The following is a 21372-nucleotide window of genomic DNA, read 5'->3' as shown; positions in this document are numbered from 1 at the left end:
CTCCTACAAAAGCAGGTAATTAATCAGGCAACTGGCGCCGGTGGTGGCTCGTCCGGAAGCGTTGGCTCGCCCGGCTCGGTCGGTTGCTCATTGGGGGTATCTGGATCAGGCTGACCAGGAATTCCGCCGGCCATGTTGATAGGCGGGTGTGCCAACAAGGACCAGGCCAATACGCCAATCTGATTGGGCTCAAGCCTTGCCAGTTCGGCAGTGATATGCGGATCGATCTTCATAAAGCACTCCTCGGCGAAGGCCCGCATTTGCTGAAACAAAAACGGGCAGTACACCCCATAGAGTGTCTGCCCGCCAAAGAATTCCCGGCATCCGCCGGATGGACGACTCAGGTACGTGGCAGCGTTACGCCACGTTGGCCCTGATACTTGCCGCCGCGATCCTTGTAGGAAACTTCACATTCTTCATCGGATTCGAGGAAGAGCATCTGTGCCACGCCTTCGTTGGCGTAGATTTTCGCCGGCAGGTTGGTGGTGTTGGAAAACTCCAGCGTCACGTGACCTTCCCACTCAGGCTCGAGCGGCGTCACGTTCACGATGATGCCGCAGCGTGCGTAAGTGCTTTTACCCAGGCAGATGGTCAATACGTTGCGCGGAATGCGGAAGTATTCAACGGTGCTGGCCAGGGCGAAGGAGTTCGGCGGAATAATGCAGACATCACTGTGGACGTCGACGAAGCTGCCCGGATCGAAGTTTTTTGGGTCGACGATCGACGAGTTGATGTTGGTGAACACCTTGAAATGATTGGTGCAGCGCACATCGTAGCCGTAGCTCGAGACACCGTAGGAGATGACCCGGCTCTCGTCGCTGCCGCGTACCTGGCGCTCGACGAAAGGTTCGATCATGCCGTGTTCCTGCGCCATGCGGCGAATCCACTTGTCCGATTTGATGCTCATGGCGGGGTGTCCTGAATAGCGAGGTGGAAAAATTCTGTCCGGCATCTTACCGGGCGCGCCGCCCTCTTCAAAGTGCGCGCTGCAATTCTCGCCGAACACCCCGTATTTACGCGCGCTGGCGACGAACTGTCACACCGCTGGTCCCTAAATCTTAGAAACCTTCGCAAGAAGCATTGGCACGTTCCGGAAAAAGGGTTAAGGTGGCGCCACTGTGCTGCTTGTGTCACTGAGAATCTCTACACGATATGTTGAATTTCGATCCAACCATCTACAAGAATTTTTCCTGCTCTTTGCACTCAGTCTCGGCCAGGGTTCTTCCTGTGTCGCAGTTATCTTTGTTCAAGGAGTTACACCATGTCTAATCGCCAAACCGGTACCGTTAAGTGGTTCAACGATGAAAAAGGCTTCGGCTTCATCACTCCACAATCCGGTGACGACCTGTTCGTTCACTTCAAAGCTATCCAATCCGACGGCTTCAAAAGCCTGAAAGAAGGCCAACAGGTTTCTTTCATCGCTACCCGCGGTCAGAAAGGCATGCAAGCTGAGGAAGTACAAGTTATCTAACTTGTAGCTTCTTTAGAAAAGAGCCCCGCCCTTAAAAGCGGGGCTTTTTTGTGGGCGCCTGTTTTTCAGGCGCAAAAAAAGATCGCAGCCTTCAGCAGCCCCACACAATCCGTGCAGGAGCTGCCGAAGGCTGCGATCTTTTGCTTTAAACGTTACCAGGCCACGCCAAACCCAGCGGTATAACGGGTCTTGCTCAAATCCGCATCATCTGTACCACTGATAATGTCGCGCTCAGCTTTCAAATTCAGAGACGCCCATTCAGTAACCTTGTAGCGCAGGCCCATCTCGGCATCCAGCGCGTAATCCGCGACACCCGACAACGGCTTGCCAAACTCGCCGTTGGTGAAGAACTCGACCTTCTTGCCGATCAGGTAACGGTTGTAATCCCACTTCATCGCGACCGAATAGAAGTTGTCCTTGCCGCCATCGCTGTATTCGTAATCGGTACGGTTGAGCAGCGAACCGAGCGAGAACGCGCCCAACTCGTCATCCCAGAACTGGTAACCCGGACCGGTACCGACCACGCGCTGGCGCGAAAGGTCTTCAACATGGTCGCGCTTGTAATTCAGGCGCCCCTGCCAAAACCACTTATCGGTCAGGAAGCGGTCGAGGGAGTATTCGGCGCGCCAGTTGTTGGTGGTGACTTCGTCGTCCTGCACTTCGCGGTTGTACTCGCCCTCGGCGGTGTGACGCCAGCGACCGTGACGCGCGGTGGTTTTGAAATCGATGTCGTAATCGTCGGTGTCTTTTTCCGCGCGCTGATAATCCATTGCCAGGTCGACATTGCCCTTCCACACCAGATCCTCGACCACCGGTTTCGGCTTGAGAATCTGCTGAATGCTCGCCAGTTCGACAGTTTTTGGCGCCTCGCCGTTGGCCAGGGTGACCTTGCCGTCTTCCGCTGCGGTCAGCGACTTGGAGACCTCGCCGGTGTAGGCATCCTGTTTGACCAACAGGTGCTGATTGCTCTCAAGGGTCTTGACCTCTTTCCAATCGATCGTGACTGCTCCGGCGTACTTGGTCTGAATCAACAGTTTGCCGCCGTCGAACAGGGAAATGGTGCCGCTCAACTTGTCACCGTTCTTCAACCAGACGGTGTCGGCAAGCAGGGGCGTGGACGCACTGAAAACAGCAAGGCACAGCAAGGTTCTGGACAACATAAGCGAATCGAGGGCTCAAGTTTGCGAAAAAAGGTGGGCATTATCCGTAGGAATAAGACCCTGACAAGGACTGACCGGACTATTTCTATTGAGTTCATTCCTCAACTGCACGACGAGGGATTACGCTTAGGGCCTCGATACGATCAAGTTCAGGAACTCCGTACGTGACAGACCCGAACCCCGAAGGGGACAGCGAAGCGCAAATCCGACGCACGGCGCTCTACTCGACACTCGCCCAAGTGCCCGAAGGCAAAGTCGTCAGCTATGGTCAGTTAGCCGAACTGGCCGGGTTGGGGCGCGCCGCCCGCTGGGTCGGCCGCGTATTGAGTCAGTTGCCTGGTGATACCAAACTGCCCTGGCACCGTGTCTTGGGCGCCGGCGGTCGTATCAGTTTGCCGGTGGGCAGCCCGTCGGGCGATGAACAACGGGCGCGTTTGCGCGTGGAAGGCATCACCGTCCAGAATAATCGTGTGGATATTCAGCGCCATGGCTGGCGTCCGGTAGAGCACAGCGGTTAGAGTGCGCGCTTTGTTTTCGCAATCTTGAGGCAGACTTCAGCCCATGCCCCGTAAAACCTGGCGCGCCGCGCTAGCTGCTTATGCCAGTCCTTCGACGCTCGTGCTGTTGTTGCTCGGTTTCGCCGCCGGCCTGCCGTACATGCTGGTGTTTTCAACGCTTTCCGTCTGGCTACGCGAAGCGGGCGTAGCCCGTGAAACGATTGGCTACGCAAGCCTCATCGGCCTGGCCTATGCGTTCAAATGGGTCTGGTCACCGCTGCTCGACCAATGGCGCCTGCCGTTGCTCGGCAAGCTTGGCCGACGCCGCTCCTGGCTGGTGCTATCACAAGTTCTGGTGATCCTTGGCCTGATCGGCATGGGTTTCTGTGATCCGCAGAAGCACCTGTCCTGGTTGATCGCGATTGCCGTGGTCGTCGCTTTCGCTTCCGCTACCCAAGACATTGCGGTCGACGCCTATCGACTGGAAATCGCCGACGACAATCGTCAGGCTGCACTCGCCGCCAGCTACATGTCCGGCTACCGCGTCGCCGCCCTGCTCGCCACCGCCGGCGCATTGTTTTTCGCCGAAGGCTTCGGCTCTACCGGTTTCAACTACAAGCACTCGGCGTGGACCGGCACTTATGTGTTGTTCGGCGCGTTGATGATCCCTGCCCTGCTCACTACGCTGTTCATGCGCGAACCGCCGGTGCCGCTGCGTACGCAATTGCAGGCCGGGCGCTATACGTTCATGCATCAATTGATGTCGGTGTTCGTGCTGATCGTCTTGCTCGTGTCCGTGCCGGCGATGTTCACCCAGCTGTACAACACCGATTTCGCCAGCGTGCTGTTCGGCAGCATGAGCCCGCTCGATCTGCTGCTCGAAGACCGCGCCTTCCTGCGCGCCATCCTCTATACGCTGCTGACCGGTCTGTGCCTGTCGACCATGGGTCGCCGTGGCCTGGCGCCGGTGCTGACGCCGGTCAACGACTTCATCCTGCGTTATCGCTGGCAGGCACTGCTGTTGCTCGGTTTGATCGCGACCTACCGGATGTCGGACACGGTGATGGGCGTAATGGCCAACGTGTTCTACATCGATCAGGGCTTCACCAAGGATCAGATCGCCAGCGTCAGCAAGATTTTCGGCCTGATCATGACCCTCGTCGGCGCCGGCATGGGCGGCCTGTTGATCGTGCGTTTCGGCATTCTGCCGATTCTGCTGATCGGCGGCGCCGCCTCGGCAGGCACCAACCTGCTGTTCCTGATGCTCGCCGACATGGGCCCGAACCTGAAGATGCTGGTGGTGACCATTTCCCTCGACAACTTCAGTTCGGGGCTGGCGACATCGGCGTTTGTCGCCTACCTGTCGAGCCTGACCAACCTGAAGTTCTCCGCGACGCAATACGCCCTGCTCAGCTCGATCATGCTCCTGCTGCCGCGCCTGATCGGCGGCTATTCCGGGGTGATGGTGGAGAAGTTCGGTTACCACAACTTCTTCCTGATCACCGCGTTGCTCGGTGTGCCGACGCTGGTGCTGATCGCCCTGCACTGGTTCCAGGAAAGTCGCCGCGAAGGCCCGACACCCACGCCCGAGCCCGTCCCGACGCCCGTCGCGGAAGAGTCGTAAGACATTTCGTCAATGGCGGGAGGAATCCCGCCGTTGAACTCCTCCACCGGCCACACGCCTGTACGTCAGCAAAAGTCGCCGGTACACTGCTCCGTCATTTCCAGTCATAGCAACCGACAACGGCCAACCATGCGCACCAGTCAATTTTTGCTCGCCACACAGAAAGAAACGCCTTCCGATGCGGTCGTGATCAGCCACCAGCTGATGCTGCGCGCCGGCATGATCCGCAAACTCGCCTCGGGCCTGTACACCTGGCTGCCGATGGGCTTGCGAGTAATGCGCAAGGTTGAAGCCATCGTTCGTGAAGAAATGAACGCTGCCGGCTCTCTGGAAGTGTTGATGCCGAGCACCCAACCGGCCGAGCTGTGGCAGGAATCGGGGCGCTGGGAAGAATACGGCCCTGAGCTGCTGCGCATCAAAGACCGCCACGGTCGTGATTTCTGCGCGGGCCCGACCCACGAAGAAGTGATCACCGATCTGATGCGCAACGAGTTGAGCAGCTACAAACAGCTGCCAATCAACCTGTACCAGATCCAGACCAAATTCCGTGACGAGATCCGTCCACGCTTCGGTTTGATGCGTGGCCGCGAATTCATCATGAAGGACTCCTACTCCTTCCACGCGGATCAGGCGTCGCTGCAGATCACCTATGACCGCATGCATGAAGCCTACTGCAACATCTTCACGCGTCTGGGTCTGAAATTCCGTCCGGTGGAAGCCGACAACGGTTCGATCGGTGGCGCTGGTTCGCACGAATTCCACGTACTGGCTGAATCCGGCGAAGACGACATCGTTTTCAGCAACGGTTCCGACTACGCAGCGAACATCGAAAAAGCCGAAGCCGTGCCACGCGAAACCTCGCGCGCTGCTGCGACCGAAGAGTTGCGTCTGGTCGATACGCCAGACACCAAAACCATCGCGGCGCTGGTGGAAAAATTCAATCTGCCGATTGAAAAGACCATCAAGACCCTGATCGTGCGCGCCGAAGAAGAAGGCAAGCTGATCGCGCTGGTGATCCGTGGCGACCACGAACTCAACGAAATCAAGGCTGCCCAGCAAGCTGGCGTGGCCAACCCGCTGGTCATGGCCACCGATGCCGAACTGCGTGACGCCATTGGCGCCGGCGCCGGTTCGCTCGGCCCGCTGAACCTGCCGCTGCCAATCATCATCGACCGTTCGGTCGAACTGATGAGCGACTTCGGCATCGGCGCGAACATCGACGACAAGCACTACTTCGGCGTGAACTGGGAGCGTGATCTGCCGGTTCCGACCGTGGCTGACCTGCGTAACGTGGTCGCCGGCGACCCAAGCCCGGACGGCAAAGGCACGCTGGAAATCAAACGCGGCATCGAAGTCGGGCACATCTTCCAGCTGGGCAACAAGTACAGCAAAGCGATGAAGTGCGAAGTGCTGGGCGAAAACGGCAAGCCAGTCACGCTGGAAATGGGTTGCTACGGCATCGGCGTTTCCCGCGTGGTGGCGGCGGCCATCGAGCAGAACAACGACGCCAACGGCATCATCTGGAGCGACACTTTGGCGCCGTTCCAGATCGCACTGGTACCGCTGCGTTATGAAACCGAGCAGGTGCGCGAAGCCACCGACAAGCTGTACGCCGAACTGACGGCGGCCGGCTTCGAAGTGCTGCTGGATGATCGCGACAAGAAAACCAGCCCGGGCATCAAGTTCGCGGACATGGAGCTGATCGGCATTCCTCACCGGATCGTGGTCAGCGACCGCGGCCTCGCCGAAGGTAACCTGGAATACAAGAGTCGTACCGAAGGCGAAGCGCAAGCACTGCCGGTCGCCGACGTACTGTCCTTCCTTCAGGCCCGTATCCGCCGCTGAAACCAGATAGAGACGTCATGTTCAAGCGAAACACCTTAGGCCTCGGTGGCACCGCCCTGTGCGGTGCCCTGCTGGTCAGCGGCTGTGCCAATCACATGTCACAGCGCAGCGAGCACGAAGAGCGGGTCGAGCGTAAGTTGCTCGACCACAGCCTGCAGATTGATGTCGGTGAGCCTAAGGAGCTTGAGCTGCCGCAGCGACGCGTGAAGATCAACGAACAGAAGACTTTTGAAGTCACCGAGTTCGAAGTGACACGTCGTTACGATCGCTACACGCCTTACCAGCCTTGGCGCGAGGTCTACGAGATTCCGCTGGGCGTGGTGGCGGTGGTCGGTGGTGTCGGCGCCAACGTGGTCAACGTGTTTGCCCTCGGCAATCTGCCGGACAGCGTCACCAAGGATTGGCTGAGTTACGGTTTTGCCGGGCTCAACCCGTTCATGAACGTGCAGTCCAACGGCCGTGCGCAGCAGAACCTGGCCGGTATCGATGAAGTCCAGCGCGACAAGCGCACGGAGTATTCGAGCCTGCCGTGGAGCGAGCGACCGGTGCAGGTCAAGGCTGGCAAACAGACCTTCGACATGACCACCGACCGCAACGGCGTGCTGCGTGTGAACCTGCTCGACAGTCCATTCGCTGAGCATGACCTCAATTACGTCGGCAAACTGCAGATCAGTGTCGAGGACGCTAAGGATGACGTGCATTCCGACTCGTCCCTGGCGATCAGCAGCCACCTGCGTGGCAAGTTGCTCGAAGCGCACGGCTTGATTTACGACGATCTGGAAGACGACGAAGTGAGCCAGTGGGTACACCGGGTCAAACGCCTGTCGGAACTGGGTCTGGAAGAAGAAGCCAGCGAACTGGAACAAAGCCTGATCGAACTGACGCGCAACGATCCTGAGTTACAGACTGAGTTTCTCAAGTCGCTGACCAAGGATGCGGGGCGTCTGGTGGCGGATCCGGGGCCGAATTAAGGCCTCATAAAAGATCGCAGCCTTCGGCAGCTCCTACATTGGAACGCGTTCTCCTGTAGGAGCTGCCGAAGGCTGCGATCTTTTGACTTTTACCGCTCAAACAACTCCATCTGCTCAAACCCACCGCGCAAATCCTCCAGCCTCACCCCAACCCCCAACAACCGCACCGGTTTCCCGCCGCGATTGAACGCCTGCGTCAGCATCAGCTGATAACTGCCCAAGTCCCGCCCTGCCCCGGCCTGTTCCAGCGTGGTCTGGGTAAAGTCATGAAACTTCACTTTGACGAACGGTTTGCCCGGTCGATAACTGCTGTCGATCCGTGCCATGCGGGTTTTCAGGGTTTCCAGCAGCTCCGGCAATTTATCCAGGCAACTGCGCAGATCCGGCAGATCAACGTCGTAGGTATTTTCCACGCTGATTGACTGACGCCGACTGTCGTTGTGCACCAGTCGATCATCAATCCCACGCGCCAGGCTCCACATTCGCTCGCCGAAACTGCCGAATTCGCGCACCAGCGCCAACTTGTCCCACTCGCGCAATTGCGAGCAGTCGACGATGCCGAGCCTGCCCAGTTTGTCGGCGGTGACCTTGCCGACCCCGTGCAGCTTGCTCACCGGCAAACCGCTGACGAAGTCCTCGACCTGATCCGGGGTGATCACGAACAAACCATTGGGTTTTTTCCAGTCGCTGGCGATCTTCGCCAGAAACTTGTTCGGCGCCACACCGGCAGACACGGTGATATGCAGTTGATTGGAGACGCGTCGACGAATGTCTTGAGCAATACGCGTGGCGCTGCCGCCGAAATGCGCACTGTCCGAGACATCCAGATATGCCTCATCCAGCGACAGCGGTTCGATCAGGTCGGTGTAATCGCTGAAAATCACATGGATTTCTTTCGAGGCTTCGCGATAGGCGTCCATGCGCGGTTTGACGATGGTCAGATCCGGGCACAGCTTCAAGGCATGCCCCGAGGACATCGCCGAGCGCACGCCATAGGCCCGCGCCTCGTAGTTGCAGGTGGCGATGACCCCGCGTCGATCCGCCGAACCGCCTACTGCCAAAGGCTTGCCGGCAAGGTTTGGGTCATCACGCATCTCGATGGCGGCGTAGAAACAGTCACAGTCGACGTGGATGATTTTTCGCTGAGTCATGACAGAAAAGGAAACATGGCGAGCCGGATCGGCAGTATCTCACTGACACCTGTATATAGCACCAGTGGTAAGAATGTTCTTTTCCACGCGTAGGAAAAGTCCGATGAATTTATTTTCTCAATCGAAAGAAGCCATTCGATAGAGCTGAAACCCTTGTGCCACCTGCCCTGCACGCCTTTTCAGGCACTGCAAAAAGCGCTAACCGATTGAACCTCAACAGATTTTATCGAGATTGCGGGTTGACACCCCGGCGATCCTCTGTAGAATGCCGACACACAGACGCGGGATGGAGCAGTCTGGTAGCTCGTCGGGCTCATAACCCGAAGGTCGTCGGTTCAAATCCGGCTCCCGCAACCAAACATCAAAAAAGGCTACTCGAAAGAGTGGCCTTTTTTGTGCGCGTCTGTTTTGCAGATTTCTTCTACTTATAAGGAAGCGATCGCCAAACAGGAATTCGTTGCATTTCCGAAACTTAGGCGCGACCTGCGACCGTTTGACGCGATCTCACACTTATTTGACCCTTTACGGGATTAGCGGTTGACACCCCGTCGTTCCTCTGTAGAATGCCGCCACACAGACGCGGGATGGAGCAGTCTGGTAGCTCGTCGGGCTCATAACCCGAAGGTCGTCGGTTCAAATCCGGCTCCCGCAACCAAACATCAAAAAAGGCTACTCGAAAGAGTGGCCTTTTTTGTATCTGTTGAAAAAGTCCTTTCGCAACAATGATCTGTCACTGTGCAGTGAACGCTTGGGATCTTCAGACTCGCCAACTTGCGACTATGCTTGTGTCGCAGGCACGACGTCTGCAATCCAGGAACTGCCCTCGCCGATACCCGGTGAGAGGCGTAGTATTTTGTGATTATTTTTTTCTACAGGGATTGGTAACTTGGCTGGATACCTCCATCCTGTCGCGCACAATCCAAGAGGTGATTGATGCGCGCCAACTCGTCTGATCCACAAGACACCGTCACAGCGGAACATCCGATCAAGCCCGAGCGTTTGCGCTTGCTGGATCGTTTGAGCAAATACCGTCAGCCAATTGGTCTGGCCGTTACGTTGCTGCTGTTCGCCATTGCGCTGATTGCCTGTCGCCATCTATTGGCCGAGCTTGATCTCGACGCTCTGCACGACTCGATTCTCGAGGTACCGAAACCCGCCCTGCTCGGCGCTTTCGGTGCGACGGTGGTCGGCTTCATTATTCTGCTGGGCTATGAATGGTCGGCCAGCCGCTATGCCGGCGTGACCTTGCCGCCGCGTACTCTGGCGATGGGCGGGTTCACCGCGTTTGCGATTGGCAACGCCATTGGCCTGTCGCTGCTGTCCGGCGGCTCGGTTCGCTATCGTTTATATGCACGGCATGGTCTGGGGGCGGCGGAAGTCGCGCACATGACCCTGTTCGCCAGCCTGTCGCTGGGTTGCGCGCTGCCGCCACTGGCTGCGCTGGCGACGCTGAGTGACCTGCCCGCTGCCTCTGCGGCACTCGGTCTGTCAGAAGGTCTGCTCGGCACAGTTGCCGCTGTCGTCCTGTTGCTTGGCGCGGTATTGGCTATCGGCATCTATCGTCGGCGTCTGCCGGAACAACCACTGCGTGACAACCTGCTGGTTCGGGTCGGTCGCCGCACCTTGCGCCTGCCGGGTCGCCGTCTGACCTTTCTGCAACTGATCATCACCGCACTCGACGTCGCCGCCGCCGCGACCGTGCTGTATCTGCTGCTGCCCGAAGCGCCACCGTTTGGCGCGTTCCTGCTGGTGTATCTGCTCGCCCTTGCCGCTGGCGTGCTCAGCCATGTGCCGGGCGGCGTTGGCGTGTTCGAAGCGATTCTGCTGGCAGCGTTTGCCGACAAGCTTGGCGCCGCACCACTGGCCGCAGCCCTGCTGCTGTATCGCCTGATCTACGTGGTGCTGCCATTGCTGGTGGCCTGCGTAGTGCTGCTGATCAACGAAGGTCAGCGCCTGTTTCAATCGCAAACAATGCGCGCAGCCTCAGGTTTGGCCGCGCCGATCCTTGCGGTGCTGGTGTTCTTATCGGGTGTGGTGCTGCTGTTTTCTGGCGCCACTCCTGAAATCGACACGCGTCTTGAGCACATTGGTTTTCTGATTCCACATCGTCTGGTCGACGCTTCGCACTTCGGCGCCAGCCTGATTGGCGTGTTGTGTCTGATGCTCGCCCAAGGTCTGCGCCGTCGCCTGTCGGCAGCATGGATGCTGACCACCATTCTGTTGCTGGTCGGCGCCCTGCTCTCGCTGCTTAAAGGCTTCGACTGGGAAGAAGCCACACTGATGACCCTCACCGCCGCGTTGCTGGGGGTTTTCCGTCGCTCGTTCTACCGCCCGAGCCGCCTGACCGAATTGCCGTTTTCGCCGCTGTATCTGGTCGCCAGCCTGTGCGTTCTCGGTGCATCGACCTGGCTGCTGCTGTTCGCCTATCAGGACGTTCCTTACAGCCATCAGTTGTGGTGGCAGTTCACCCTCGACGCTGATGCCCCACGCGGTCTGCGTTCGCTGCTTGGCGCTGCGGTGTTGTTGCTGGTGATCGCTCTGACCTGGCTGCTGCGCACTGCGCGCCCGGTGATTCACTTGCCGACGCCGGATGAGCTGGAGCGCGCCTCGAAGATTTTGATGGCCTCTTCGCAACCCGACGGCGGCCTCGCGCTGACCGGTGACAAGGCGTTGTTGTTCCACCCCAACGACGAGGCGTTTCTGATGTACGCCCGTCGTGGCCGCAGCCTGGTGGCGCTGTACGACCCGATCGGCCCCGGCCAGCAACGCGCAGAAATGATTTGGCAGTTCCGCGACCTCTGCGACATCTACCATGCGCGCCCGGTGTTCTATCAGGTGCGCGCGGAAAACCTGCCGTACTACATGGACATCGGCCTGACCGCGATCAAGCTCGGCGAAGAAGCCCGCGTCGATCTGCATCGCTTTGACCTGGAAGCCAAGGGCAAAGAGATGAAGGATCTGCGTTACACCTGGAACCGAGGCACCCGCGACGGTCTGTCGCTGGAGATCCACGAGCCGGGCCAGGCGCCGATGGATGAGCTGAAAGTGATTTCCGATGCCTGGCTGACCGGCAAGAACGTGCGCGAGAAAGGCTTCTCCCTCGGCCGTTTCAGCGACGAATACCTGAAGCATTTCCGCATCGCGGTGATTCGCTTCGAAGGCCGCCCGGTGGCGTTCGCCAACCTGCTTGAGACGTTCAGCCATGATCTGGCCAGTCTCGACCTGATGCGCGCGCACCCGGATGCGCCGAAGCTGACCATGGAATTCATGATGGTCGGCCTGATTCAACATTATAAGAGTCACGGATACGCGCGTTTCAGCCTGGGCATGGTGCCGTTGTCGGGGTTGCAACCCCGCCGTGGTGCACCGCTGACCCAGCGTCTGGGCTCGATGGTTTTCCGCCGTGGTGAGCAGCTGTACAACTTCCAAGGCTTGCGCCGCTTCAAAGACAAGTTCCAGCCTGACTGGGAACCCCGTTATATGGCCGTGCCCGCCGGACTCGATCCGTTGGTGGCGCTGGCCGACACTGCTGCCCTGATCGCGGGCGGCTTGACTGGATTGGTGAAACGCTGATGATTCAACGCTCCCTGAAGTACATCCTGGCCGCACTGATTGTGCTGGCCGTGATTGCCGGCGGCGGTTACTGGTACCTCAAACGCCCGGCACCGGAACCGACGCTCGAACCCATTACGGCAGCCGACGGCACCGTGTTGACCCGCATCATCCCTGGTACCAAGCCCAAGGCGCAGGTGCTGGTGGCGGTCAATAGCGACCAGAAGCTGACCGACAATCAACTGACCACCCTGAGCCGCAGTGCCTCGGCGCAGATCGTTCAGGTGATTCTGCCCAAGGACTGCCTGCAACAAAGCCGCGCCCTGCAAACCGGTCTGCGCGAGCTGAACGGCCCGGCCACTCTGGTCAGCGGCATCGGCCCTGGCGCGGTGCTGGCCTGGCGCTGGCTGGCGGAACAGAAAGACGACAAGGCCCAGGCCATTTCCGTCGACCTGGCACTGGAAAAAGGTGGCTGCACGCACCTGCTGCCGAAATCCGCTGCCCACGGCCACTGGCTGGCAGCGTGGAACGACAACCCGGACGACGCCAGCGCAGGTTTCGTGCGCGATCAACCGAACGCCGAAACCAGCATCAGCGACTACGACATCAACCTGCCGCAAGTGCTGAACAACGAACTGCGCAAGATTCTCGTCGGCGGCGACAAGGCTAACGGTGGCCTGGCGATTCCGGTGGTTGAAGTGCCGGCCGGTCAGGCCAAAGACACTGTCACCCTGTTCCTCTCCGGTGACGGTGGCTGGCGCGACCTCGACCGCGATGTGGCCGGTGAAATGGCCAAGATCGGCTACCCGGTGGTCGGCATCGACACCCTGCGCTACTACTGGCAGCACAAGAGCCCGGAGCAAAGCGCACTGGATCTGAGCGAACTGATGCAGCACTACCGGCAAAAATGGGGCACCAAGCGCTTCATCCTCACCGGTTACTCGTTCGGCGCCGACGTTCTGCCGGCGATCTACAACCGCCTGCCGGACACCGAGCAGCAACGCGTAGACGCCATCATCCTGCTCGCCTTCGCCCGCACCGGCAGCTTCGAAATCGAAGTCGAAGGCTGGCTGGGCAACGCCGGCAAAGAAGCCGCCACCGGCCCGGAAATGGCCAAACTGCCACCGGCCAAGGTGATCTGCATCTATGGCGAAGAAGAGGCGGATGAAAGTGGTTGCACCGACAAGACTGCAGTCGGTGAAGCAGTGAAACTGCCCGGCGGCCACCACTTCGACGAGAACTACCCGGCGCTGGCCAAGCGCTTGGTGGACTTGATCGAGAAGCGTCAGAGCAAGGACTCGGTCGCCGAAGAGTGATCTGAGCCACGCCCACAAAAAGCCCCCGCAACTTCGCAGTTACGGGGGCTTTTTTACATCTCGGACGATTAACCCGTTCCCCTGTAGGAGTGAGCCTGCTCGCGATAGCGGAGTGTCAGCCACCTATTTGCCAACTGATACACCGCTATCGCGAGCAGGCTCACTCCTACAAGGGATGGCGCTGGATTCGAGATTTTGTGCAGTGACCGTAAATTTCTTGACGCTTCAGGAAGCCAAAAACGCCAAGCGTCCACATTCCATAAAACGTGGACACCTGCTTGATTGGCATTATCGAATCGTCAACTCCACACTCAAATCTTCCGCCGAACCAATACCCGCAAAACCGCCAGCAACGTTTAGTTTCGTTTACTTCTGGTCTCGCAATATCAGATGACGCCCACAGACCTTGTAGGCAAACTCCGAAACTCTTGTTGGGGCGCTGTACCGCTCTATTGCGCTGTTTTTCGAAGGGATACTCTCCGAACGTCGCTGACCCATTCAGTGATCGGGCTTGGTAACCCGGTGGAATAAGGCGCAACAGCGCACCCGACACGACTCAGGCGTTATCCCGCCCGAGCCCCTGTGTTATGGCAGCTGTGCGTGGGACGCTTTCGGGCGTGCCGGTTTCCTTGATTCCCCGGTTTACCAACCTGCGCACAGCTGCCACCCATTCGCTTGGTATCGGATGCGGCAGCTCTCGAAATCAAGGGAACTGAACATGAACAATCCATCTGATCTTAAAACCATCGGCTTCACCCCTTTCCTCTACAACTCGGATCAAGCGTTCTTCAATGTCCGCGCCGGCATCCCGATCATCGATGCCTTGTCTCAATCCTCAGACCTGCTGTCCCTCGCCAAATCCTTCGCCGAGGATGCTGCCTTTATCAGAGACACCGATCGCCACGCTTGGGCTGCGCATTACCTGACGGTGATGGGCAAAGCCTTGATTGATGACGTGATCCAAGCGCTGATCCCGCGACCTGCGCGTACGAAGACCGAGTCTGAAGCAGAGATACCTGAAGGCTTGTAAAGGTTTGAAGATCAAAAGATCGCAGCCTTCGGCAGCTCCTACATGGAATGCGAAACCTGTAGGAGCTGCCGAAGGCTGCGATCTTTTGATCTGAAGTTGCCGCCCACAAAAAAGCCCCCGCCAGCCACAAGGCTGACGGGGGCTTTCATTTGAGGTCAGGCTTACATCTCCACCTGCGTCCCCAACTCAATCACCCGGTTCAACGGAAGATTGAAGAACCTCAAGTTCCCATTGGCATTCTTCAACATGAACGCAAACAGCGCCTCACGCCAACGCGCCATGCCCTCAAGTTTCGAAGCAATCACCGTTTCGCGGCTGAGGAAGTAGGTGGTGCGCATCGGGCTGAAGTCCAGATCATCCAGATGACACAGCTTCAGCGCCTGCGGCACGTCTGGCTCATCGGTGAAGCCGAAGTGCAGGATCACCCGGAAGAAGCCCTCCCCGTGCGCTTCAACCTCGAAACGTCGCGATGGCGGTACGCGCGGAATGTCTTCGTAGACCACCGTCAGCAACACCACCTGCTCATGCAGCACCTGGTTGTGCAGCAGGTTGTGCAACAACGCATGCGGCACGGCGTCGGAGCGCGCGGTGAGGAACACCGCGGTGCCCTGCACGCGATGCGGTGGTTGTACGCGGATGCTGCTGATGAAGATCGGCAGCGGCAGCGCGCCTTCGTCGAGGCGATCGACCAGCAGCTGCTTGCCGCGTTTCCAGGTGGTCATCAGCACGAATAGCGCGATACCGGCGATCACCGGGAATGCACCACCCTGCACGATCTTCGGCACGTTGGCGGCGAAGTACAGACCGTCCACCAGCAGGAAACCGATCAACACCGGCACGGCAAGGATTGGTGGCCATTTCCACAGCAGCAGCATCACTGCCGACACCAGAATGGTGGTCATCAGCATCGTGCCGGTCACCGCCACGCCGTAGGCCGAGGCCAGTGCGCCAGACGATTCGAAGCCGAGTACCAACAACACCACGCCAACCATCAGCGCCCAGTTCACCGCGCCGATGTAGATCTGGCCCTGCTCGGCGCTGGAGGTGTGCTGGATGTACATGCGCGGAATGTAGCCGAGCTGAATCGCCTGACGGGTCAGGGAGAACGCGCCGGAAATCACCGCTTGCGAGGCGATCACCGTGGCCAGCGTCGACAGGCCGACCAGTGGAATCAACGCCCAGCTCGGCGCCAGCAAGTAGAACGGGTTACGCGCCGCTTCCGGGTTGTCCAGCAGCAAAGCGCCCTGACCGAAGTAGTTGAGCACCAGCGCCGGCAACACCAGAATGAACCACGCGCGGGCAATCGGTTTGCGACCGAAGTGACCCATGTCGGCGTACAGCGCTTCGGCACCGGTCAGCGCCAGCACCACAGCGCCGAGGATCGCCACGCCCATGCCCGGATGAACGACGAAGAAATTCACCGCCCACATCGGGTTCATCGCATGCAGCACTTCTGGGGTGTGGCTGATGCCATACACACCAAGCGCACCGAGGACGAGGAACCAGGTGACCATGATCGGCCCGAACAAAATGCCGATCCGCGCGGTACCGTGGCGCTGGATCAGGAACAACCCGACCAGAACCACCAGCGACAGCGGCACCACCCAATGATCAATGCCATCGAATGCCAGCCCCAGACCTTCAATCGCCGAGAGTACGGAAATCGCCGGGGTGATCATGCTGTCGCCATAAAACAGCGCAGCGCCGATCAGTCCGCAAACCACCAATAATGAACGCAGCTTTTTGCGATGCCCTGCCGCTCGCCGAGCCAGTGCGGTGAGCGCCATGATGCCGCCCTCGCCCTGGTTGTCGGCGCGCAGCACGAACATCATGTATTTGATCGAAACCACCCAGATCAGCGACCAGAAGATCAACGACAGAATGCCCAGCACGCCGTCGTGATTGACGGGCACACCGTAGCCGCCGGAAAACACTTCTTTAAGGGTGTACAACGGGCTCGTGCCGATGTCGCCGTAAACCACCCCGACCGCCGCGACCAGCATACTCAGCGGCTTGGTTGCCGAACCCTCGGCGCCTGCCGCATGACTACTTGCCTGACCCATCCAACACTCCTGACTTACCGGAACCGGCTTCTTTTCAATGAAGCACTATGCTTTGTCGTGCAGCATGATGCGCTGATTTACCTGTTGTTACAGACGATTTGTTGACTGTAAAAAATTGGTAAAGCCCAACGGCGCGAAGCATAGCGCAGCACTCGTCGTATTTCCCGGCATAAAGCTGGTCAAGTGCGCTTCTCGCCGCTAGAATTGCGCACTTTTTGATCAGAGGCGCACCCTAAGCGCCCATCCGTCGGCTTCCGCACTGCGCAAGCGACGTCACAAAATACCGAGGTTAGACATGTCCACCACTCCTGCGCCGGCCAATCCAAAGGTTGGCTTTGTATCTCTGGGTTGCCCGAAAGCACTGGTCGACTCCGAGCGCATCCTGACCCAGCTGCGCATGGAAGGTTATGACGTGGTGTCCACCTATCAGGACGCCGACGTTGTAGTCGTCAACACCTGCGGTTTCATCGATTCGGCCAAGGCTGAGTCGCTGGAAGTGATCGGCGAAGCGATCAAGGAAAACGGCAAGGTGATCGTCACCGGCTGCATGGGCGTGGAAGAAGGCAACATCCGCAACGTGCACCCGAGCGTGCTGGCCGTGACCGGCCCGCAGCAGTACGAGCAAGTGGTCAACGCCGTGCACGAAGTCGTGCCGCCGCGTAAAGACCACAACCCGCTGATCGACCTGGTGCCGCCGCAAGGCATCAAGCTGACCCCGCGTCACTACGCTTACCTGAAGATTTCCGAAGGCTGCAACCACAGCTGCTCGTTCTGCATCATCCCGTCGATGCGCGGCAAACTGGTCAGCCGTCCGGTCGGCGATGTGCTCGACGAAGCTCAACGTCTGGTCAAATCCGGCGTTAAAGAGTTGCTGGTTATTTCGCAAGACACCAGCGCTTACGGCGTTGACGTGAAATACCGCACCGGTTTCTGGAACGGCGCGCCGGTGAAAACCCGAATGACCGAACTCTGTGAAGCACTGAGCACTTTGGGCGTCTGGGTACGTCTGCACTACGTTTACCCGTACCCGCACGTTGACGAGCTGATCCCGCTGATGGCGGCCGGCAAGATCCTGCCGTACCTGGACATCCCGTTCCAGCACGCCAGCCCGAAAGTGTTGAAGTCGATGAAACGCCCGGCGTTCGAAGACAAGACCCTGGCGCGGATCAAGAACTGGCGCGAAATCTGCCCGGATCTGATCATCCGTTCGACCTTCATCGTCGGCTTCCCGGGCGAAACCGAAGAAGACTTCCAGTACCTGCTCAACTGGCTGACCGAAGCCCAGCTCGACCGCGTCGGCTGCTTCCAGTACTCGCCGGTGGAAGGCGCTCCGGCCAACGATCTCGATCTGGAGATCGTTCCGGACGAGGTCAAACAGGATCGTTGGGATCGCTTCATGGCGCACCAGCAAGCGATCAGCTCGGCACGTCTGCAAATGCGCATCGGCCGTGAAATCGAAGTGCTGGTGGACGAAGTCGACGAGCAAGGCGCAGTTGGCCGCTGCTTCTTCGATGCCCCGGAAATCGACGGCAACGTGTTTATCGACAACGGCAGCAACCTGAAGCCGGGCGACAAGGTCTGGTGCAAAGTCACCGACGCTGACGAATACGATCTGTGGGCCGAACAGATCTAACACCGCATACCCTGTAGGAGCTGCCGAAGGCTGCGATCTTTTGATCTTGATCTCGATAAACAAGATCAAAAGATCGCAGCCTCGTTTCACTCGTCAGCTCCTACAGGGATTCGGGATAGCGCTGAATTCAAAAGCCCCGCTCTTTTTCCAAGATGCGGGGCTTTTTTACGGCTATCGTTTATCGGGGGACGGACTCCCTTGAACGAACAAGAGGCCAACAGGCATGCGTCACCACTCGGTTATCCACACGCCGAAACTCAGCGATTATCAGGAACTGACCCGGGTCTGGGAGGCCTCGGTTCGCGCCACCCATGATTTTCTGCCGGACAGCTACATCGAGCTGCTGCGTAATTTGGTGCTGACCCGCTATCTGGATGCGGTGATGCTGATCTGCACCAAGGACGCCGACCAGCGCATAACCGGGTTTGCCGGGGTCGCGGCGGGCAAGATTGAGATGCTGTTCATTGATCCCGATTTTCGCAGTCAAGGTTTGGGCAAGAAGCTGCTCAACTATGCGATGCAGCATTTGAACGCCGATGAGCTGGACGTCAACGAACAGAACCCGCAGGCACTGGGGTTTTACTTCAAGCAGGGTTTTGAGGTGATCGGCCGCTCGGAGGTGGATGGCATGGGCCAGCCGTATCCGTTGCTGCACATGCGCTTGCGGCAAAATCAGCAACGCTCCAGTAATGGTTGAAACCCTGTAGAACCCTGTGGGAGCGAGCTTGCTCGCGAATGCGGTGTACCAGTCACTGCACACATAGACTGGCAGGACGCCTTCGCGAGCAAGCTCGCTCCCACATTGAATTCAGCGCCTGTAAATGGAACCGGGCTTAACCGGCGCCACACAGGTACAATGCCCACCCCTTTTTTGTTACGGCCCTGTCATGACTGACCCGATTCGCCTCTCCAAACGCCTCATTGAACTGGTCGGTTGCTCCCGCCGAGAGGCCGAGCTGTTCATCGAGGGCGGCTGGGTCACCGTGGACGGCGAAGTCATCGACGAACCGCAGTTCAAGGTCGGCGACCAGAAGGTCGAGCTCGACAAGGACGCCCAGGCCACCGCGCCGGAGCCGGTGACTATCCTGCTCAACGCGCCGGCCGGCATGGACGTCGAAACCGCCATGCAGTCGCTGAGCATCGACACCCTCAGCGAAGAACATCGCTATGGCAAACGCCCGTTGCGCGGCCACTTCCTGCGCCTGACCGCCAGCGCCGACCTGCAAGCCAAGGCCAGCGGGCTGCTGGTGTTCACCCAGGACTGGAAAATCCTGCGCAAGCTCACCGCCGACGCCGCGAAAATCGAGCAGGAATACGTGGTCGAAGTCGAAGGTGACATGGTCGCCCACGGCCTCAATCGCTTGCAGCACGGCCTGACGCACAAGGGCAAGGAGTTGCCGCCAGTCAAGGCGAGTTGGCAGAACGAAAACCGCCTGCGCTTCGCCATGAAAAACCCGCAGCCGGGGATCATCGTCCAGTTCTGCGAAGCGGTGGGCCTGAAGGTCATCGGCATCCGCCGCATCCGCATCGGCGGCGTTTCGATCGGCAAAGTCCCGGTCGGCCAATGGCGCTACCTGTCCGGCAAAGAGAAGTTCTAAGACTTCCACTGCCGCCACACATTCCGGCAGCGCGCCCGCGTGCTGCCCACAACGCTTATCAGGATTACTCACATGATTCATAACGACGTATTGCGCAGCGTGCGCTACATGCTCGACATCAGTGACAAGAAAGTTGTCGAAATCATCAAGCTCGGCGGCATGGACGTAGCACTCGCTGACGTGCTGACCTGGCTCGACAAGAAAGAAGAAGACGAAGAAGGTTTCGTGCGCTGCCCGGACGAAGTCATCGCGCACTTCCTCGACGGTCTGGTGATCTTCAAGCGTGGCAAGGATGAAAGCCGTCCGCCGCAGCCGATCGAAGTGCCGGTGACCAACAACATCATCCTGAAAAAACTGCGCGTAGCCTTCGAATTGAAAGAAGACGACATGCACGCGATCCTCAAGGCTGCCGAGTTCCCGGTGTCCAAGCCCGAGCTGAGCGCGTTGTTCCGCAAGGTTGGCCACACCAACTACCGCCCGTGCGGCGACCAGTTGCTGCGCAACTTCCTCAAAGGTCTGACCCTTCGCGTTCGCCCGGCCTGATCCTCGCTGCGGTGGCGATCGATGGTCGCCACCGCAACGCATGACCGTTCATTCCCTCCGAAAATAGTGGCTCCGCTTTTCGCGGCTGACGACTAGGGTGTATTGATCCCTAGCACTCAGGACTCGCCATGCACCCGTATTTCTCCCTGCAAGGCCTCACCGCTCTGGTGACCGGCGGCACCCGTGGTATCGGCAAAATGATCGCCAAAGCCTTCGTCGAGGCTGGCGCGCGTGTCTATGTCTGCTCGCGCGACGCCGAAGCCTGTCATCAAACCGCGGAAGAACTCAGCGCTTTGGGTACTTGCTACGGCATGGCAGCGAATCTGGCGACTGAAAAAGGCGTGCAGGAACTGGCCGCGCGTCTGGGCGAGCAAATCACCCATCTGGATATTCTGGTGAACAACGCCGGCACCACGTGGGGCGCGCCGCTGGAGAGCTACCCGGTCAAGGGCTGGGAAAAGGTCATGCAGCTCAACGTGACGTCGGTGTTCACCTGCATCCAGCAGTTTCTGCCGCTGTTGCGCAAGGCCGGGTCGACGGCGAATCCGGCGCGTATTATCAACATTGGTTCGGTGGCAGGGATTTCTTCCTTTGGCGAGCAGGCGTATGCCTATGGGCCGAGTAAAGCGGCCCTGCATCAGTTGTCGCGAATTCTGGCGCGGGAGTTGGTGAGCCAGCACATCAACGTCAACGTGATCGCGCCGGGGCGGTTTCCGAGCAAGATGACCCAGCATATTGGTAATGATCAGCAGGCGTTGGCTGAGGATACGGCGTTGATTCCGATGAAGCGTTGGGGGCGTGAAGAGGAGATGGCGGCGTTGGCGATCAGTCTGGCGAGTACCGCCGGGGCCTATATGACCGGGAATATCATTCCGTTGGATGGTGGGTTTAGCCTTTAAAAGATCGCAGCCTTCGGCA

General features: G+C 58.8%; 18 protein-coding genes and 2 tRNA genes. 15 read left to right on the top strand and 5 right to left on the bottom strand.

All coding sequences use genetic code 11. From position 1 onward, the window contains the following. Positions 1 to 23 precede the first annotated feature (23 nt). Together AD669_RS05945 and dcd are read right to left on the bottom strand one after the other, a co-directional pair. Positions 24 to 233, bottom strand: a complete 210-nt coding sequence (locus tag AD669_RS05945; RefSeq protein ID WP_053117770.1) for a hypothetical protein — start codon at positions 231 to 233, stop codon at positions 24 to 26. A gap of 107 nt (positions 234 to 340) precedes the next feature. Beyond that, positions 341 to 907 (bottom strand): dCTP deaminase, encoded by a 567-nt coding sequence (gene dcd / locus AD669_RS05940; protein ID WP_053117768.1) that lies wholly within the window; start codon positions 905 to 907, stop codon positions 341 to 343. Positions 908 to 1261: 354 nt separating this feature from the next. Here dcd and AD669_RS05935 point away from each other — a divergent pair, with 354 nt between their 5' ends. Then, complete coding sequence (locus AD669_RS05935) at positions 1262 to 1471, top strand: cold-shock protein (RefSeq protein WP_002554837.1); 210 nt, start codon at positions 1262 to 1264, stop codon at positions 1469 to 1471. Positions 1472 to 1623: 152 nt separating this feature from the next. Here the strand turns inward: AD669_RS05935 and AD669_RS05930 are convergent, their stop codons facing one another. Further along, positions 1624 to 2631: a DUF481 domain-containing protein gene (locus tag AD669_RS05930; RefSeq protein WP_053117766.1), complete on the bottom strand. Its 1008-nt coding sequence runs from the start codon at positions 2629 to 2631 to the stop codon at positions 1624 to 1626. A gap of 164 nt (positions 2632 to 2795) precedes the next feature. On the opposite strand from AD669_RS05930, the gene AD669_RS05925 reads away from it, so the two are divergent. The 4 genes from AD669_RS05925 (at position 2796) to AD669_RS05910 (ending at position 7568) form a co-directional block, all read left to right on the top strand. Continuing rightward, positions 2796 to 3149: an MGMT family protein gene (locus AD669_RS05925; protein WP_053117764.1), complete on the top strand. Its 354-nt coding sequence runs from the start codon at positions 2796 to 2798 to the stop codon at positions 3147 to 3149. A gap of 43 nt (positions 3150 to 3192) precedes the next feature. Then, a complete protein-coding gene (locus AD669_RS05920; RefSeq protein WP_053117762.1) occupies positions 3193 to 4752 on the top strand; it encodes an AmpG family muropeptide MFS transporter in 1560 nt (519 codons plus the stop codon). 129 nt (positions 4753 to 4881) lie between these two features. Then, positions 4882 to 6597, top strand: coding sequence for a proline--tRNA ligase (locus tag AD669_RS05915; protein WP_053117760.1), 1716 nt, complete (start codon positions 4882 to 4884; stop codon positions 6595 to 6597). A 17-nt stretch (positions 6598 to 6614) separates the two neighbouring features. After that, entirely contained in the window at positions 6615 to 7568 is a 954-nt protein-coding gene (locus tag AD669_RS05910; RefSeq protein WP_008083883.1) for a hypothetical protein, read from the top strand. An 89-nt stretch (positions 7569 to 7657) separates the two neighbouring features. Here AD669_RS05910 and dinB read toward each other — a convergent pair whose 3' ends face one another. Next, entirely contained in the window at positions 7658 to 8719 is a 1062-nt protein-coding gene (gene dinB / locus AD669_RS05905; RefSeq protein WP_053117758.1) for a DNA polymerase IV, read from the bottom strand. A gap of 280 nt (positions 8720 to 8999) precedes the next feature. Between dinB and AD669_RS05900 the strand changes: the two genes are divergently transcribed. From AD669_RS05900 to AD669_RS05880, 5 genes are all read left to right on the top strand, one after another. Continuing rightward, positions 9000 to 9076, top strand: a tRNA-Met gene (locus AD669_RS05900). Between the two features lie 221 nt (positions 9077 to 9297). Continuing rightward, positions 9298 to 9374, top strand: a tRNA-Met gene (locus tag AD669_RS05895). A 278-nt stretch (positions 9375 to 9652) separates the two neighbouring features. Further along, positions 9653 to 12292, top strand: a complete 2640-nt coding sequence (gene mprF, locus AD669_RS05890) for a bifunctional lysylphosphatidylglycerol flippase/synthetase MprF (RefSeq protein ID WP_053117756.1) — start codon at positions 9653 to 9655, stop codon at positions 12290 to 12292. Next, positions 12292 to 13587 (top strand): virulence factor family protein, encoded by a 1296-nt coding sequence (locus AD669_RS05885; protein WP_053117754.1) that lies wholly within the window; start codon positions 12292 to 12294, stop codon positions 13585 to 13587. Before mprF ends, AD669_RS05885 begins: the two co-directional genes overlap by 1 nt. A 718-nt stretch (positions 13588 to 14305) precedes the next feature. Further along, positions 14306 to 14617, top strand: a complete 312-nt coding sequence (locus tag AD669_RS05880; protein WP_053117752.1) for a DUF3077 domain-containing protein — start codon at positions 14306 to 14308, stop codon at positions 14615 to 14617. A 161-nt stretch (positions 14618 to 14778) separates the two neighbouring features. On the opposite strand, the gene AD669_RS05875 is transcribed toward AD669_RS05880, so the two are convergent. Continuing rightward, positions 14779 to 16620, bottom strand: coding sequence for a potassium transporter Kup (locus tag AD669_RS05875; protein WP_371262362.1), 1842 nt, complete (start codon positions 16618 to 16620; stop codon positions 14779 to 14781). 355 nt (positions 16621 to 16975) lie between these two features. Between AD669_RS05875 and rimO the strand changes: the two genes are divergently transcribed. From rimO to AD669_RS05850, 5 genes are all read left to right on the top strand, one after another. Next, positions 16976 to 18313: a 30S ribosomal protein S12 methylthiotransferase RimO gene (rimO, locus tag AD669_RS05870; protein WP_008088939.1), complete on the top strand. Its 1338-nt coding sequence runs from the start codon at positions 16976 to 16978 to the stop codon at positions 18311 to 18313. Positions 18314 to 18536: 223 nt separating this feature from the next. After that, positions 18537 to 19010, top strand: a complete 474-nt coding sequence (locus AD669_RS05865; RefSeq protein WP_053117748.1) for a GNAT family N-acetyltransferase — start codon at positions 18537 to 18539, stop codon at positions 19008 to 19010. A gap of 190 nt (positions 19011 to 19200) precedes the next feature. After that, a complete protein-coding gene (locus AD669_RS05860) occupies positions 19201 to 19911 on the top strand; it encodes an rRNA pseudouridine synthase (RefSeq protein WP_053117746.1) in 711 nt (236 codons plus the stop codon). A gap of 72 nt (positions 19912 to 19983) precedes the next feature. Beyond that, positions 19984 to 20454, top strand: coding sequence for a DUF1456 family protein (locus AD669_RS05855; protein WP_053117744.1), 471 nt, complete (start codon positions 19984 to 19986; stop codon positions 20452 to 20454). Between the two features lie 128 nt (positions 20455 to 20582). Continuing rightward, positions 20583 to 21353, top strand: a complete 771-nt coding sequence (locus AD669_RS05850) for an SDR family oxidoreductase (RefSeq protein ID WP_053117741.1) — start codon at positions 20583 to 20585, stop codon at positions 21351 to 21353. Positions 21354 to 21372 lie beyond the last annotated feature (19 nt).

The sequence above is a fragment of the Pseudomonas sp. P1.31 genome, from assembly GCF_001269815.1.
GTDB lineage: Bacteria > Pseudomonadota > Gammaproteobacteria > Pseudomonadales > Pseudomonadaceae > Aquipseudomonas > Aquipseudomonas rustica.
Note: the sequence above shows the minus strand (reverse complement) of the source record. Positions and strands in the feature narration are given on the sequence as shown.

What these genes read in the sequence shown, in the direction of transcription:
- AD669_RS05910 (WP_008083883.1), top strand. Translation starts at nt 6,615, where the DNA reads ATGTTCAAGCGAAACACCTTAGGCCTCGGTGGCACCGCCCTGTGCGGT.
- mprF (WP_053117756.1), top strand. Translation starts at nt 9,653, where the DNA reads ATGCGCGCCAACTCGTCTGATCCACAAGACACCGTCACAGCGGAACAT.
- rimO (WP_008088939.1), top strand. Translation starts at nt 16,976, where the DNA reads ATGTCCACCACTCCTGCGCCGGCCAATCCAAAGGTTGGCTTTGTATCT.
- AD669_RS05860 (WP_053117746.1), top strand. Translation starts at nt 19,201, where the DNA reads ATGACTGACCCGATTCGCCTCTCCAAACGCCTCATTGAACTGGTCGGT.
- AD669_RS05885 (WP_053117754.1), top strand. Translation starts at nt 12,292, where the DNA reads ATGATTCAACGCTCCCTGAAGTACATCCTGGCCGCACTGATTGTGCTG.
- dinB (WP_053117758.1), bottom strand. Translation starts at nt 8,719, where the DNA reads ATGACTCAGCGAAAAATCATCCACGTCGACTGTGACTGTTTCTACGCC.
- AD669_RS05945 (WP_053117770.1), bottom strand. Translation starts at nt 233, where the DNA reads ATGAAGATCGATCCGCATATCACTGCCGAACTGGCAAGGCTTGAGCCC.
- AD669_RS05880 (WP_053117752.1), top strand. Translation starts at nt 14,306, where the DNA reads ATGAACAATCCATCTGATCTTAAAACCATCGGCTTCACCCCTTTCCTC.
- AD669_RS05915 (WP_053117760.1), top strand. Translation starts at nt 4,882, where the DNA reads ATGCGCACCAGTCAATTTTTGCTCGCCACACAGAAAGAAACGCCTTCC.
- AD669_RS05865 (WP_053117748.1), top strand. Translation starts at nt 18,537, where the DNA reads ATGCGTCACCACTCGGTTATCCACACGCCGAAACTCAGCGATTATCAG.
- AD669_RS05920 (WP_053117762.1), top strand. Translation starts at nt 3,193, where the DNA reads ATGCCCCGTAAAACCTGGCGCGCCGCGCTAGCTGCTTATGCCAGTCCT.
- dcd (WP_053117768.1), bottom strand. Translation starts at nt 907, where the DNA reads ATGAGCATCAAATCGGACAAGTGGATTCGCCGCATGGCGCAGGAACAC.
- AD669_RS05855 (WP_053117744.1), top strand. Translation starts at nt 19,984, where the DNA reads ATGATTCATAACGACGTATTGCGCAGCGTGCGCTACATGCTCGACATC.
- AD669_RS05935 (WP_002554837.1), top strand. Translation starts at nt 1,262, where the DNA reads ATGTCTAATCGCCAAACCGGTACCGTTAAGTGGTTCAACGATGAAAAA.
- AD669_RS05850 (WP_053117741.1), top strand. Translation starts at nt 20,583, where the DNA reads ATGCACCCGTATTTCTCCCTGCAAGGCCTCACCGCTCTGGTGACCGGC.
- AD669_RS05930 (WP_053117766.1), bottom strand. Translation starts at nt 2,631, where the DNA reads ATGTTGTCCAGAACCTTGCTGTGCCTTGCTGTTTTCAGTGCGTCCACG.
- AD669_RS05875 (WP_371262362.1), bottom strand. Translation starts at nt 16,620, where the DNA reads ATGCTGGTCGCGGCGGTCGGGGTGGTTTACGGCGACATCGGCACGAGC.